We start from the raw sequence: 14,386 nt of genomic DNA, 5'->3' as shown, positions 1-14,386 counted from the left end.
TCAGATTAAATAAAAAGATAGCCGATCTGCTCCAGATCAGCGCTTTTTTGCTATTGTTGATCGGCAGCGGCTACCTGCTCGTGATCGGTGCGGAAAACCTCGGCTATAATTGGCAATGGCAGCGAGTGATGCGCTACCTGATTGAAACCACCTCCGATGGTTGGCGCTTCGGTCTGCTATTCCTGGGGCTTTGGGTCACCTTCGAAATCGTCGCGATCAGTCTCGGACTGTCGTTAATCATCGGCCTGGTTGTTGCCCTGATGCGTCTGTCAAACAGCCCGATGGCAACTGCAATCGCCCGCGTCTATCTCGAGTTGATTCGCAACACGCCACTGCTTATCCAGATTTTTGTTATCTACTTTGTTTTCGCTCCGATTCTTGATATGGGACGCTTTGCTGCCGCAGTTCTTGCTTTAAGCCTGTTTGAAGGGGCCTACGCATCGGAAATTATTCGGGCTGGTATCCTGGCTATCCCCTCCGGCCAGTGGGAGGGATCCTTCTCGCTGGGGATGAACAGGGCCCAGACCTATCGCTACGTTATCCTCCCCCAATCCCTGCGCCAGATGATACCGCCCTTGACCAGCCAGGGAATTTCCCTGGTCAAGGATTCGGCTCTGGTATCAACCATCGCCATCTACGACCTGACCATGCGCGGCCAACAGATTATTGCCGATACCTTTTTGACCTTTGAAATCTGGTTTGTTGTCGCTGCCATTTATCTTGCCGTTACCCTAATGTTGACACTTCTGGTAAGATACCTTGAATATCAACTTTTCCCTTCCCGTTGACCTTCAATTGACAAGGAGCATCTGATGAAAACCCGATTGATTCTGTTAGTGGCACTATTGCTTCTGTGCGCTTCCCCATTGTGGGGCAATAACGCCCGACAGCAGTTGATTCAGGAGAGTACCCTCGAACAGGTGATCAAAAACAACCGCCTGCGCGTAGGCTTTTCAACCTTTGTGCCCTGGGCAATGAAGGACAAGGCCGGTAATTATACCGGTTTCGAAATCGAAGTGGCAAAACAACTGGCTCAGGACATGGAGGTTGAACTGGAACTGGTGCCGACGCGCTGGTCGGGAATTATTCCGGCTCTGCTGACCGGCAAGTTCGATATCATCATCGGTGGCATGGGGATCACTCCAGCGCGCAACCTCAAGGTCAATTTTAGCGATCCTTACGAATTCTCCGGTATGTCGATCCTTGCCAATCGGCGCCTGACGGGTGAGCGCAGCAGCCTGGCGGAATTTAATTCTCCGGACATGGACATTGTCGCGCGCATCGGCACCACCGCTGCGGCTGCTGCCCAACGTTATCTGCCCGAGGCAAAATTGCGCCTCTTTGATGATGAAGGGCAGGCGCTTCAGGAACTGCTCAATAATCGCGCTGCCGCCATGGTCGCCTCACAGCCGTTTCCGGAGTTTCAGGCCTTGCGTTACCCCGAACGCCTGTCTCTGCCCCTGGCGGGTAAAACCTTTACCCGTGAACCCATTGGATTTGCCGTGCGCAAAGGCGACCCCGACTTTCTTAACTTTCTCAACAACTGGATCCGCCAGCGCTTTGCCGATGGCTGGCTGGAAGAGCGTTACAACTACTGGTTTACCACAGAAGACTGGCGCGACCAGATCGAGTAGGCTGCAGATCAACGCGACTCATCATCGGACAACTTTTTAACTGGAGGTTTTATTGCGTCCTTCCCTGCGCTGGGGGTGGCTGGATACTCTGTTGCTACTGACTCTGATGGCCCTGGTCGCCTATTTTGGCTACCGGGTCAGTGTTGGCCTCGAGTATCGCTGGAACTGGCAGATCATCCCTCAGTATCTGCTACGCCGCGATGCCGACGGCACGTGGGTGCCCAACATGCTTCTGCTGGGGCTGTTTACCACCATTCGTCTGAGCTTCTGGAGCCTGCTGCTGGCACTGCCCTTTGGGGTCATTGCCGGCCTGTTGCGTATCAGTTCGCACCTGATCAACCGCCTGCTGGGTGGCACTTACGTGACCCTGTTGCGCAACTTGCCGCCGCTGGTGCTGGTGTTTATTTTCTTTTTCTTCATCAGTGATCAAGTGCTGCCACAGTTCAACCTTGGCGTCAGGCTGAATGCAGCACCCGATTGGGTACAAAACCTGATTTCCTTACTCTTTGCTCCCAGCGACCAGATTGAGCCTTTTGTTGCCGCGGTCTTTACCCTGGCCCTGTTTGAGGGTGCTTATGTGGCAGAAATTGTCCGCGCCGGTATCAACAGTATTGAAACGGGCCAGTGGGAAGCTGCCCGCGCCCTGGGAATGCGCCGCTGGCAGCTTCTGCGTACGGTGATTCTCCCCCAGGCGCTGCAGCGAATGATCCCCCCGTTGGCCGGCCAGGCCATCTCAACCATCAAAGATTCGGCGATCGTTGCAGTTATTTCGGTTCAGGAACTGACCTTCCAGGGGCTGGAACTGATGGCAGCGACCTATTTGACCTTTGAGGTATGGTTGACCGTGACGGCCCTCTATTTTCTGTTAACCTATAGCTGTTCAAGCCTGGCCAGTCGCCTGGAATTACGTCTGCGCCAGGCTTACCAATATTGATGGCGTGGCAAAAACTCGCCAACTGCTGCTTTTCACGAAAGCGTCAATATTGAACTTGAAGGAAAAAAAGGAAGAGAAATCATGAAGATAGTCGAACGAATTGCTGTTATTTTGCTGTTGCTGTCAATCACTGCCTGCGCCCCACTGTTCCCCGGATTTGAAACCCCGACCGCGACCTTAAGCAGCTTCCGGGTGTTGCCGGGAGACACCATTGTGCCAACCTTTGAGATCGGCCTGCACATCAGTAATCCTAATCGAGTACCGCTGAAACTGGAGGGAATGACCTATGGTGTTTACCTCGAAGGGGAACCGGTGCTCCGGGGTGTGACCAACCAGCTACCGGTGATCGCCGCCTATGGCGACGGCGAGGTCTTGCTGCAAGCGCGGCCTGATGTGTTCAGTACCATCAACCTCTTTACCCGCTGGCTCAATCAACCGCGCGATGTGTTCAGCTATTCCTTCGAGGCCCAGCTTGATGTCGGGCGTTTCATGCCGAAGATCAACGTTGTTCGCTCCGGTGAACTCTCTCTGACGCAGACAGACAGGAGGTAACAAGCCGGCAATGGCAATGAATGCCATTGCTGCCGGCACAATAGAGGTTGAACGGGGGACCTGACATCCCCGACCTATTAGTAGGATTTTCGGAAAACCGTCTTATGACACTTGGGGCAGGGGGGAATCTTGGTGGTTCGCTTCATATGCAGCTCCTCGCTGCAGTTCTTGCAGGTCAGGGTGCCGGGACTGGTAATTTCCCCGGTCTTGAACTCCAGTTGAGCTTCCGCTTTTTGCGCCCATTCCTTGAGTTGCTCCGATGTGGTTGTCAGGATTCTGGCGAACAGGCTCTGGGCACCGGCAGCGAGTCGTTGGGGAGTAACAGCACCTTTGATGGATTCCGTTGTTTTGCTGACATGATCGGCAGCGTGGCCAAGATCGCGTTTGACGTAGCCGGCAATGCGCTCAGACTGCTCGCGGGTAAAGTCTCCTGCCGAAGTTAAATCCTCGCTGGCTTTTTTCAGGGCTTCATCCAGATTTTTCCGCCCACTTTCCATCAATTCTTCGGTACGTGAGACAATCCTGGCGTACAGGCTGATCTCTTCCTGATCCTGTTGTTGTGATTTGTTTTCAGTCATGGCGAGACTCCTTAGTTGGACAGGGACGATAAAGTGCTATCTTGTGGGAGTAGAGTCTCCAATTATAGCAGGTTTGGCGGCGCTGATTGGTTAAAAACAGACGATGATGGTCACCGGGCTGAGCACCGTGCCTTTGGCGGCTTTTGTTATTTCAACAATGCCGCTCTGGCGGCGCAGGAGCTGTGTAGCCAGGGGAAAGTCGCGATCATTGATATCGACTACCATCACGGCAACGGGACGCAAAATATTTTTTACCACCGCAGTGATGTTCTGACCATTTCGCTCCACGGTCATCCGCGTTTTAAATGCCAGACAATTCTTCCTGGGGCTTTGGACAGGAAAATTTGGCCGCTAAGCGCACGGCATCAGGTGATCGGTTTCTGGTTGAAGCGGCGCAGCAGGATATTGACTTTTTCACGCGCACGGCGCCGTGGCAGCATGGCTGTCAGTCCGCCTGATCCAATCCCCGCTTCAGGTTTCTTCCCCGCCAGGGCGCTCAAAATCAGGAACATGTCGGCGACAACCCATGCTTCAAGGGTCACCTTTTTCCCATCGCGGCGAAGCTCCACCCAGGTGGGGGCCATCAGCAACCGATGCCCCTTGCGGTAAAGCCGTTGTTCCCCTTCGCGACTGATCAAGGTGAATCCTGTTTCCGCCGCCCAGCTTTCAACCTGCGACCAGAAGTCCTTGGGGCAGGGAAAGCTGACAATTGTGCGTCTGTTCATCTGTTTATACCTGACCAGGAACCTGTTGCGGGATCCTAACGGGAGTTGACATCGAGGATCAGCATGGGTCCATCGGGAACAATCGCCCAGCGGGCGTCATTGCCGAAGCGTTCAAGCAGTTGTCGGACCGCTTGCGATATATCGGCTACCGGGTGGAAATGAAAACGGCGCAGGGTGTCTGCAGCAATACCATCGGTACGAAGCCAGACCTCTTTTTTCGTCATCACCTGGTAGGTCTCCTGCGCACACCACTGATCAGGAACATAAAACTCCTTTTTCATTACTTTGTCGATGAACGCCTGTGGACTGGTTGCGTATTCAAAGACCTCCCGATATTCCTCACTACCAAAACCCTCAGGACACTCACTGGCGATGAGGATGACACCGCCGTCACGGGTAGCGGCAGCAACTCCGGACAGCCCTTTTGCCGTCTGATACAGATTACAGTCAAGGGGCGCTCCGGAATTGGTGGTAACAACAAAATCAAGGGGTTTATCGAGGATTTTCACACAGTGCTGCGATAGAAAGTCCACCCCGGCAAGATGGGCATTGACCGGATGACCGGAGAAGACACCGGTAACCCGCTTGCTGGTATCAAGGGTGACGTTGACAATGAAATCAGCACCGGCCTTTGCCATGATCGCCAGCCCGGCTTCGTGAAACGGATTGCCAGCGAGGACCCCGTAGCGGGTTTGCGGGTGGGCAACCATTTCCGGACCATGCATGAACTCAAGGGTTTTGACCGAAGATATGCCCGGCAGGATCGATTTACGACCGCCGGAAAAACCCGCCCACATATGGGGCTCGATGAAGCCGGTGAGAATTTTCAGGTCAGCATCAACATAGTGGCGGTTGACATAGGCCGGCACCCCGTCAGCGATGTGGCCGACCAGCACCATGTCCTCGTCCTGCTTGGACATGTGATTGATGACCCGGTAGTTGGCGGCAATGTCAGCACCTACCAATTTTTCCAGCTCCGCCCCTTCGTTAGGGCGATGGATGCCGGTGGCAATCAGAATACTGATACTATCTGCTGGCAAGCCTGCTCGCTCAAGCTGGGCGATGATCACCGGTAACAGCATTCGGTTGGGAACCGGGCGGGTGATATCACTGATAACGATAACTGCATTTTTTTTGCCGCCTGCCATCTGCACCAATGGAATTGAGTCGATGGGCAGATTGAGAGAAGTCGCCACCTCAGCGGCAGGATTTGGCAACGCAGCGGCTTCAGCCGGGTAAAGAACACCCTGAAAATTGGGTGTTTGCTGATATTCGAGGGGAATGGTGCCGTTGCCGTATTTCAGATCCGCAATCATGGCTCAACCTCCTGCCGTGCTATGGGGGACCAGTGTGCCTGGCCGGCCATTGTAACACAGGCATATGTCATTAAAAGAGCTAACCGCTGCTCCGGGTTACGGCCGGAAGTATGACAAACCAGGGGGGCGATAAATTTTTCTCGGTGAGGGACTTTATGCAACGGAATATAAGTGTACCAAAAAATCATCTGATTATTTTATACACTTATATTTATCATAAATATCAGCGTGTTAGACTTTAATAGCAAACCAACCTGGTGGCTTGCTATGCCCTGTCTGTATATTTTACCTATCTACATCTACAACTCGAGCAGACGCTATAGCCTTCTCCACAAACCCTTCTTGAAGATTTTTCATCAGTTGTTTCGGATAGATACAGTCCATCATGAGCTATTCACAAAACATTGGCACGCTCCCTGCTCTATAGCTGGACAACAACACAGCATGCTGATCTTCAGCATCTCTTTATAGGAGGTCGCCATGAAAGCCGGGTTACGTAATGCCCTGATCGCCCTGTTGACCTTTTCTTCTTCCGCTTTTGCTGCCGGCGCTATCGGGACTGGTGAAGGAAGCTTGCTGGTCTCTTTGTTCCTCGGTTTTTTTGCCCTGATCATTGTATTCCAGCTGGTACCGGCGACCCTGATGATGGTCGGTATTCTCAGGGGTCTGTTCGGACGTGACCGCGAAGCTATCAAGGTAAAAAGTTAAGTAACTTCTCTTTCATCGCCAAGGAGAAAAATCATGAAATCATTGCTATCATCCCTCGCCGTGGTCCTGCTGCTTGCTGCTCCTGCTTTTGCTGTTGATACTGCGGTCACCTATAGCAGCGGATTGCTGGTTCTGTTGTTCGTCGGTTTCTGTGCGCTGATCATTGTCGCCCAACTGGTACCGGCGGTTCTGGTGTTGCTCGGCATGACCAGGGCTGTTGCTCAGGGCTCACGCCGGACTGCAGCCGCTAAAAACTAGGCAGATATTTTCAAGCCAGTCAACCAGCAACGGCAGGTGGCCAAAAGGTCATCTGCCGTTGCTGGTTCTGGAACCATCTAAGATTCTTCACATGTCGAAGTCCACCTTGCACTCTGCCCCCGGCTGTTAGCGACAGGCCTGTTCCAGCAGTTCGAGGGGATGAAACACCGGGCAAGATAGTGCGTGGTTGAACTGCAACCGACAGCTCATGCAATCGGTAATGATCCCCTGCGGGTCCAGGCTCCTGATTTTTTCTATTAACGGCTGACCGATGGCAAGGGACTGCTCATGAAAACCGGCCTTGTAACCAAAGTTACCTCCCATGCCGCAACAGTTTGTACCCCCGACAGCTGACACTTCAAGCTCCGGTATCAGTCTCAGCAGATCAAGGTAGGGCGTGCCGATCTTCTGTTCGCGCTGATGACATGGGGCAAAATAAACCATGCGTCCCGATATGCCGGCGAGGTTGGTATTAAATTTTCCGTCCGCATAAAGGCGAGCCAGATACTCACCGGCATCATAAAAATGTTCTGCCAGGCGGATCCGGGTCATGGGGTCAAGGGAGGTAAAATAGCCGTCATCTTTGAGGATCTCTTTGTAGATGGATTTTTTGAGGATTTTGTGTTTTTTGCCCCCACGACTGTCTTCAGGTATTTTCATTTCGTCTTCACCGGCACCGACAGATGCCTGGTAGGCAGAAGAGTAGTATGCCCGTTCCGGTAAGATCGTCTTCATATAATACCCGCAGGTGGGGCAGGAACTGATGACAGGATCGCCGCTGTCGAGGGTTTCCGATAACAGATTCATATTGGTGAGGGCCCGTTGCAACGTCTTGTCGCGTTCCCCTTCCATGAGGTTCGGCATCCCACAGCACTCCTGTGACGGCACATAGACATGAAAACCATTGTGCTGCAGAATATGGACCAGCGCCTGCCCGATTTGGGGGAAAAGATATCCTGCGGTGCAACCGACAAAATAAGTGACCCTGTCACAATCTTCCCGGCGGGTGGTCAGCCCCTTTTTGCGTGCCCACTGGAAAAAATTCTCCTGGGGAAAGGGGGGCAGCTGCCGGTCGGGATGAAGCTTGGCGATGTTGCTCAACAGACGACTTGTCGGTTGATAGGACAGCAGCTTGTTGACAAGGCCGGGAAAGGTTCCGCACAGGTGAGCGAGGCGGGGAACATCGGCTAACAGTTTGTTCGAGAAAGGCAAACCTTCTTTATCGATGTAATGAGACTTTGCCCTCATCAAATCCATCGGAATTCGCGGGCAGGGACAGAGACCGCAGAGGGTGCAGAGGTCAACGAGGGCGCGCATATCGGCAGCTGAAATCGGTTCGCCGGTTTCCTTTTCCTGGTCCCACAAGCGGTAAAGCTCGGGGAAAAAAGGGCAATCCTCCTCCATGACAGTCCGACAGGTGTCGCAATCGGCGCATAATTCCACGGCAGCCCGAACAATTTCCTGTGGGGGTTTTTGATCCTTTGATGGGTTCAAAGCCACAAATACCGCCTTTTTAAATGCTAAAACTTTCGATTCCTGTTTCTTGCTGCAAGAAATTCTTCTGTGGAAACAATCAACATTCTTGTTGATGCGCCGTTCGGGTTTATGGCCAGTTCTTTTATCGACATAGCCGGATTCGTCATCCAGGTTTCGCTAAACCTGTCAAGGCTGACTGAAAATGGCGAATATGGGGGGCCAATGGGCCGAGCATTTTTTAGATAATCAAATACCTTCTCCTGGTTTGACCAGACCGGCAGACAAACGCCCTGGGGCAGGACATCAAGAAAATAAATATTGTTATAATCTCCCTTGGCAACCCAAATCTGATCGGTGGAGGTTATTTCGACGTAAAACTTTTTTTCGTCAAGAAATTCCAGGCTCACGTTGCAATAACCCCTTTTTGGGCCTTCAAACCTGAATGTTTGCAGTGATTGCAGGTCTTTCGGCAGGAAAGATAGTCACTTTAATCAAGGGCTTTGCCACGGAGACGGCGCCTGAAAAATCAAGAGGAGGAGAGAGAGTTTTTCAAAGCAGTAAAAAGATGTCGTCTCCGTGGCAAATCTTACATCAAAAAACCTTAGCGCAAGCACTGAAAAAGCCCCATACACCAGAGACAGCTACCGCAGGGTTCCTGATTGATGTGGCAGTCCTGTTCAAACTGGTCGGTCTGGACATAATCACAAGGAGCTAACCCGCAACTCGAACAGAAAGGATAATCATAACCAATGACGTTGCGGCGAAAATTTGCAAAGTCAGATGAATTCCAGAGTTGCAGAATATCGGTCTCTTTAATGTTTCCAAAGCTTTTCGCCTGAACCCGCTGCTCCCAACCACCAGCGCGACAGCGATAGGTGTGCCAGAGAAAATAGCAAGGGTGGATATCGCCATCCCAGGAGACAAAGAGACTACCGTCCTCGACAAACTCGCACCGCCGTTGTTCCTTGAGTACCTGCGAAGGGAGTTGAAGATCCAGCTGATGGTGCGTCGCGACCTCTTCCGCCCGGCGGTAAGCTTCCTTCACCTGATCAAGCCAGACCGGGTCAAGCTGAAACAGTTTTTTCAGATCAAGAAAAATACCCTGGTTTTCTGCGGCGGCTTTCATCTGCTCAACAAATTGAATGACCTTCTGATCGACAGTAGACTTATGATAATTCCAGATAATCTGCGGATAGCGATCCAGGTCGACACCAGCGGCGGCGGCCCGTTCTCGCCATTGCTGGAACAGAGCAATGGCTTCATCGGAACAGGTCGTATAAACCGCTTCCTGCTCGTGTTCACGGTCATAGGGGAGAACATGGGTTACGATAACGAATGACACATCATGCCCGGCCGCCCATTCCAGCAGATCCGGGAGTTCTGTCATGTTGCTGCGCATCAGAACAATCTCAATACCGATACGAAAGTCGGTTTTTCCGGTACAAGTTTTAGCCCGGGTTAGTGCATCAAGAGCCTTATCGATAGCGGAAAGTTCGGCTCCTTCCCGGACCTTGCGGAGTTTGGCGGGGTCAACCGTATCAACAGAAACACAGATCTTGTTCACGCCGGCATTCATCAGGCTGCAGGCGCGATCGTAGTTCAGCAGCAGACCGTTGGATTGAAAACCAATCCAGGCGGTGGGTGGCATCAGTCGCCGCGCCTCACGGACAAATTCGTCCAGCATTGGATGCAACAAGGGTTCACCGACACCGTTAAGAATCAAGGCGTCCAGATGCCGAAAAGCCGGTCGTAAAGACGCAAAGGTTGAGGTGAGCATGTCCCCTTCAGCGATCTCGCAACCGCTGGTTTGTTTGACACACATCAGACACCCGAGATTGCAACGACTGGTGGTTTCAACAAACAATTTACTCGGCCATTCACGCAGAGCAGGCTGAATGGTGGGTTGCGAATGGTCGTTGGTAGATAATTGAATCATGAGATGTGAAGCTTTCCAACAAGGGTTTATTCTTCGGTGATCGACATTGAATTGCAAGACCTGGACCAGTTTTTTCGCAGAATGTCTGTATTTTCAACAGAAATTCCTATCTTTATCCTGTTGGAAGAGGGTTATTAAGCGTCAACGTTTGGGTTGAGCATCATGATAGAGCCTTCTCGCTGCCTTGAGGGAAAATTCGGTAAAATAATGATGAGGATCTCACCATTGGTGAATTTCTCTACACTTCGTCAGGCTGTTATGATGGAAAAGAATCGGATTGGAGTGATTTTTCAGCTATGGCGCAGATCAATCAGACGCAGATAAACGATGGTCTGGTTCAGTGTCTGATAGGCAATTTCTCCGAACGTTGCAGGGCCATGCACGCCATCGACCTGTCTTCCTTCCAACCCGGCATAAAGTTGGTTGAGGATACAGTTGCACGAGAAAATTGATTGGATCCCCGGTCCGTGGGAGATCTTTTGCTGGAAATGGGTCTGATAGCTGGTCACTGGTTTGGCGTGACGATAGGTCAAAAAATCAAAAACGGCATTATAAAACCTGACCTCCCCGTCGGCTCCCGGACGTTCCCGAAAAGCGGTACTGATCATGGTGCCGTAATAGTCAGAGACCAACGGCAGTCGCGTGTCAAGCCCCTGTTGCTGGAGATAATCGTTGAACAGGGTTTCGACACCATTGATGAAGGCGTATTTGCTGCTGAAACCTGATTCCGGAAAACAAATATCATCGCCATCGCCTTGCTCAAATATATTGATAATACCGATATCAGCAATTTTATCAGGGGGAAGATGAACGTGCATCACGATCGCCCGGTTGTCTATCTGCTCTTTCGTCTCGCCATTAAATACATAAGGTTGGTCGCTGTGCGATTCATCAAGGCGGGTTCCGGAAATCCAGCCGATGAGGGGTTTTTTGGCGAAATTCGCGAATGTTGGCGCGTTGAGAGCAAAGGTAAAATGGACCTGGCTTTGAGCGGGGACGATAATGAAGGTGAATCCGTGCTCAGGAGCGTCACTGTAAACCTGGTTGATATCTCCGGTGTCGTAAGTGCGGATATTGATATCGCTAACCCAGTCCGGTAATTCGGTGACGTGGATCAATTCCTGACTAAAAAGGGCACCTTGTCGTGTCGAAAAATAGGATATGGTGCCGCCTATCCAACAGCCGCTGGGCAGCTGTTGCAATAGACTTTTATCCCCAGCCAGGATTAAACGGGCGCCTTTGGCTAGTTTGGCCTGAACATCTGCGACAGTTTGCATGCTGGATCCTGAGGTTATCTATTTATTTTCTGTTCAGAAACTTGAATTGTCGATCCGCCAGATGAGCAATCAACCTGAATGAATCTCTATATCTTAGCTGTGAAATACCCTAAGTGCAATGGGGTCGTGATAAAGCCGTCGGAAACAGTGTTTCCTACAGCTTTATTGATGAGATCTTTGCAATTGAGCGCACCATCACTATCCAGAGGTGAGGTACTAGACCCTCGCCTGACGGAGAAAAACGACTGTTAGCGCCATGATCGGACATTGATTATCTAACCCAGATCGATGTTATCTGTTTCTTCCACGGCACCGCCGCCAGACATTTAAAACAATCAAACGTTGTTACGACTAGGCCCGAAGGTTGCATAATAGTAAATGCGCGTTTGTGAAACAGACCACCCCGCAGAAATGCTCGCCATCCCAGCAGCTCCGCACAAGTCGCCAAACGCTCGGCAGCCCTGTTGCAAAGGGTCTTTAGACTTTATGGAACAGTTAGAACACCCGGTCCCATCAAAGACGATGTGGCACCGTTTTAGCTCTGCTCAACAGTTCGACAGACACAAAAGAGATATCCATCAGTGTAGCATTTCTCTACATAACCTACGGCAAAGTGGATAATTGCTACACAAATTGTGCGATATTCGCCTGAGGCAGGTACTGCTAAACAGATGCGGCAAGCAGATGTAAGCTTGCCGCTCATATTTCAAACACCGGTATGATGACCGGAAATTTCAGGAGGTAAAATCAATGGGCAAGACAATCTGGTTCGAAACCGTAGCCGAGGCGGAACGTTTGGCAGAAAAACGTCTGCCGCGAGCAGTCTCCAAGGCGATCCTCGCCGGGTCGGAAAAGGGGATCACCTACAGGGACAACACGGAGTCCTTTGCCGAACTGGGGGTTGCCCCGCACATTGCCGGTCTGTCCGGCACCCGTGACCAGACAACTACCATCATGGGCCAGGAACTCTCCCAGCCGGTATTCATCTCCCCCGCCGGTGTTCAGGCGGTAAATCCCGACGGAGAAGTGGCGGCCGCCCGCGCAGCGGCGAGCCGCGGTACAGCCATGAGTCTTAGCCAATTCGCCAGCAAATCCATTGAAGAAGTATGCGCGGCCTGCCCCAAGACCTTCTTCCAGGCCTACTGGTCCGGTTCCCGCGAGATAATGAAACAGCGCGTCGAGCGCGCCCGCGCTGCCGGGGCGGTCGGTATGATCCTCACCCTCGACTGGTGCTATGCCCACGGCCGTGACTGGGGGAGCCCGAAGATCCCCGAGCGGATGGATATGAAGACAATGATGTACTTTATGCCCCAGGCGATCTCCAAGCCGAAGTGGATGTGGGAGTTTGCCAAAGCCTTCTACATCCCCGACCTGAAGGCCCCCAATGCCGCCAAGTCCGGTGAGCCGGCACCGACCTTCTTCCAGGCATACGGTGAGTGGATGATGACACCTCCGCCGACATGGGAAGATGTGGCGTGGATTGCCAAGGAATGGGGCGGGCCTTTTATGCTCAAGGGCATCACCCGCATCGACGACGCCAGAAGAGCGGTTGACGCCGGTGTAACGGCAATATCCGTCTCCAACCATGGCGGCAACAACCTGGATTCGACTCCGGCTGCCATCCGCTTCCTGCCCGGCATCGCCGACGCCGTCGGCAAAGATATCGAGATCGTGCTGGACGGTGGCATCCGCCGCGGAACAGACGTAGCGAAGTCGCTCGCCCTGGGTGCCAAGGCAGTCATGATCGGCCGCGGATACCTGTGGGGCCTCTCCGCCAATGGCCAGACCGGCGTTGAGAATGTACTCGACCTCATGCGCAATGGCCTCGATTCGTTCCTCCTGGCCATGGGTCACTCCTCCATCAAGGACTTGAGTCCGAATGACCTGATCATCCCGGCAGGGTTCGAGAGGAAGGTCGGTGCCTGATCAGCTTCCTCGAATAGCAGTCACATGTTCTGGTTCCATGTGACCGTAGCAACCAAAGATTCACGGAAGGACCAAGCGCCCGCACACCACGAGATGTTGCGGGCGCTTTTTAGTTTTTGCAACAGTTGTCCGCACCGCGACCGGCCTTAATTCAGCACATCATTCGCAACCCGTGTGCTTTCAGCAAGACCACCCATTGCCTGACCAGCGCCACGGTCATCTGCAAGTCAAAAGCAACCCCGCGGCGAAGCAAGGGCGACATGGAGCTTCAGTCAGGAAAAAACGCAGAAAAAACCCCCTGACGGAGGCTTTATGTCCAAGGTTCGCCCGGAACAGTTTTACGAAAGGCAGTTTTTGACAAGGACGACGTTTTTTACTCAAGACGCTTCCATCCTCTTTGCTTTTTCAGGCGCTGGATTGGGTGAAGGAGCTGCCGGAAACAATGTTTCCTGCAGCTCCTTCACGGTCTTTTTAGCAAAGGTTCAAACACCATCCAGCTGTCAGGGGCCTCATCCCGCCTGGCTGTGAAGGATGGCTTGCCTTGTAATGGATCAGAAATTGACGATTAAACCCAGTGCGATGGTGTTCGTTTCTTCCTTGGCACTGCCGATGGATATTTCGTTGACGTTGTATTCGGCGACAGCTTTGAAATATTGATTGATATCGTAAAATACCGCACCGGTGATGGTTTCGTTTTTCCAACGCTGTGCAGCTTTTAATTCGTTTTGCCCATAAGATCCGACCAAACGAACCGGACCATGGGTATAAGACGCTTGCAAAAGATAGCCTTCACTGTCCAGTTCACCGTTGGGTGTCTCTGCCAGGGGCAGGCCAAGGGTGGCATCGGCTCCAGCCCCTAACAGAAAACCAAGCCCTTCAGCAGTAAAGCCTGAAGCATGGAGTCCGACGTTGGCAAAACGGACCCGGACACCATAGGAAACACCTTGGGTCGTGATGTCAGTGATACCGGCACTTGTGCTTTCGGACTTCTGATAGAGAAACCCACTCCAGGCGGTGATGTCGCCACGATTAAACTGGTAATTATAAGTCAACTCACCTTCAAAAC

Annotated in this window: 16 protein-coding genes and 1 pseudogene; 9 read left to right on the top strand and 8 right to left on the bottom strand. The window is 52.2% G+C overall.

The annotated features are described in order from the left end of the window. Positions 1-47: 47 nt before the first annotated feature. The 4 genes from AC6F7T_RS12480 to AC6F7T_RS12465 all read left to right on the top strand — a co-directional run bounded on the left by AC6F7T_RS12480 (position 48) and on the right by AC6F7T_RS12465 (position 3,120). Positions 48-788: an ABC transporter permease subunit gene (locus AC6F7T_RS12480; protein ID WP_500719308.1), complete on the top strand. Its 741-nt coding sequence runs from the start codon at positions 48-50 to the stop codon at positions 786-788. A 24-nt stretch (positions 789-812) separates the two neighbouring features. After that, complete coding sequence (locus tag AC6F7T_RS12475) at positions 813-1,634, top strand: transporter substrate-binding domain-containing protein (RefSeq protein ID WP_500719307.1); 822 nt, start codon at positions 813-815, stop codon at positions 1,632-1,634. Positions 1,635-1,686: 52 nt separating this feature from the next. Next, complete coding sequence (locus AC6F7T_RS12470) at positions 1,687-2,568, top strand: ABC transporter permease subunit (protein WP_500719306.1); 882 nt, start codon at positions 1,687-1,689, stop codon at positions 2,566-2,568. 81 nt (positions 2,569-2,649) lie between these two features. Next, on the top strand, positions 2,650-3,120 hold the full coding sequence (locus AC6F7T_RS12465; protein WP_500719305.1) for an LEA type 2 family protein: 471 nt from the start codon (positions 2,650-2,652) through the stop codon (positions 3,118-3,120). 77 nt (positions 3,121-3,197) lie between these two features. Here AC6F7T_RS12465 and AC6F7T_RS12460 read toward each other — a convergent pair whose 3' ends face one another. Continuing rightward, positions 3,198-3,698, bottom strand: a complete 501-nt coding sequence (locus tag AC6F7T_RS12460) for a zinc ribbon-containing protein (RefSeq protein WP_500719303.1) — start codon at positions 3,696-3,698, stop codon at positions 3,198-3,200. A gap of 33 nt (positions 3,699-3,731) precedes the next feature. Here AC6F7T_RS12460 and AC6F7T_RS12455 point away from each other — a divergent pair. After that, positions 3,732-3,938, top strand: a pseudogene (locus AC6F7T_RS12455) (hypothetical protein); the annotation flags it as partial. A 125-nt stretch (positions 3,939-4,063) separates the two neighbouring features. Here the strand turns inward: AC6F7T_RS12455 and AC6F7T_RS12450 are convergent. Then, positions 4,064-4,423, bottom strand: a complete 360-nt coding sequence (locus AC6F7T_RS12450; protein ID WP_500719360.1) for a hypothetical protein — start codon at positions 4,421-4,423, stop codon at positions 4,064-4,066. A 35-nt stretch (positions 4,424-4,458) separates the two neighbouring features. Further along, a complete protein-coding gene (locus tag AC6F7T_RS12445) occupies positions 4,459-5,739 on the bottom strand; it encodes a lactate racemase domain-containing protein (RefSeq protein ID WP_500719301.1) in 1,281 nt (426 codons plus the stop codon). A 480-nt stretch (positions 5,740-6,219) separates the two neighbouring features. Here AC6F7T_RS12445 and AC6F7T_RS12440 point away from each other — a divergent pair, with 480 nt between their 5' ends. Together AC6F7T_RS12440 and AC6F7T_RS12435 are read left to right on the top strand one after the other, a co-directional pair. Beyond that, positions 6,220-6,447, top strand: a complete 228-nt coding sequence (locus AC6F7T_RS12440; RefSeq protein ID WP_500719300.1) for a hypothetical protein — start codon at positions 6,220-6,222, stop codon at positions 6,445-6,447. A gap of 33 nt (positions 6,448-6,480) precedes the next feature. Further along, positions 6,481-6,705 carry a hypothetical protein gene (locus AC6F7T_RS12435; protein WP_500719299.1) on the top strand — a complete coding sequence of 75 codons (225 nt, stop codon included), beginning with the start codon at positions 6,481-6,483 and terminating at the stop codon, positions 6,703-6,705. Between the two features lie 126 nt (positions 6,706-6,831). On the opposite strand, the gene AC6F7T_RS12430 is transcribed toward AC6F7T_RS12435, so the two are convergent. The 4 genes from AC6F7T_RS12430 to AC6F7T_RS12415 all read right to left on the bottom strand — a co-directional run bounded on the left by AC6F7T_RS12430 (position 6,832) and on the right by AC6F7T_RS12415 (position 11,394). After that, a complete protein-coding gene (locus tag AC6F7T_RS12430; protein ID WP_500719297.1) occupies positions 6,832-8,205 on the bottom strand; it encodes a heterodisulfide reductase-related iron-sulfur binding cluster in 1,374 nt (457 codons plus the stop codon). 20 nt (positions 8,206-8,225) lie between these two features. Continuing rightward, on the bottom strand, positions 8,226-8,588 hold the full coding sequence (locus AC6F7T_RS12425) for a DUF2750 domain-containing protein (protein WP_500719296.1): 363 nt from the start codon (positions 8,586-8,588) through the stop codon (positions 8,226-8,228). Positions 8,589-8,782: 194 nt separating this feature from the next. Further along, complete coding sequence (locus AC6F7T_RS12420; RefSeq protein ID WP_500719295.1) at positions 8,783-10,117, bottom strand: radical SAM/SPASM family putative metalloenzyme maturase; 1,335 nt, start codon at positions 10,115-10,117, stop codon at positions 8,783-8,785. Between the two features lie 290 nt (positions 10,118-10,407). Then, the gene (locus AC6F7T_RS12415) at positions 10,408-11,394 is read right to left on the bottom strand and encodes a DUF6976 family protein (RefSeq protein WP_500719293.1); all 987 of its coding nucleotides are present in this window, start codon (positions 11,392-11,394) and stop codon (positions 10,408-10,410) included. Between the two features lie 750 nt (positions 11,395-12,144). Here AC6F7T_RS12415 and mftD point away from each other — a divergent pair. Next, positions 12,145-13,320, top strand: a complete 1,176-nt coding sequence (gene mftD / locus AC6F7T_RS12410) for a pre-mycofactocin synthase MftD (RefSeq protein WP_500719292.1) — start codon at positions 12,145-12,147, stop codon at positions 13,318-13,320. Positions 13,321-13,632: 312 nt separating this feature from the next. Further along, on the top strand, positions 13,633-13,848 hold the full coding sequence (locus tag AC6F7T_RS12405) for a hypothetical protein (protein WP_500719291.1): 216 nt from the start codon (positions 13,633-13,635) through the stop codon (positions 13,846-13,848). 23 nt (positions 13,849-13,871) lie between these two features. Here the strand turns inward: AC6F7T_RS12405 and AC6F7T_RS12400 are convergent. Next, positions 13,872-14,386, bottom strand: a 515-nt coding sequence (locus AC6F7T_RS12400) for a hypothetical protein (RefSeq protein ID WP_500719289.1), incomplete at its 5' end; no start/stop codon positions are given.

It is taken from the genome of Pelovirga sp., from assembly GCF_059864205.1.
Note: the sequence above shows the minus strand (reverse complement) of the source record. Positions and strands in the feature narration are given on the sequence as shown.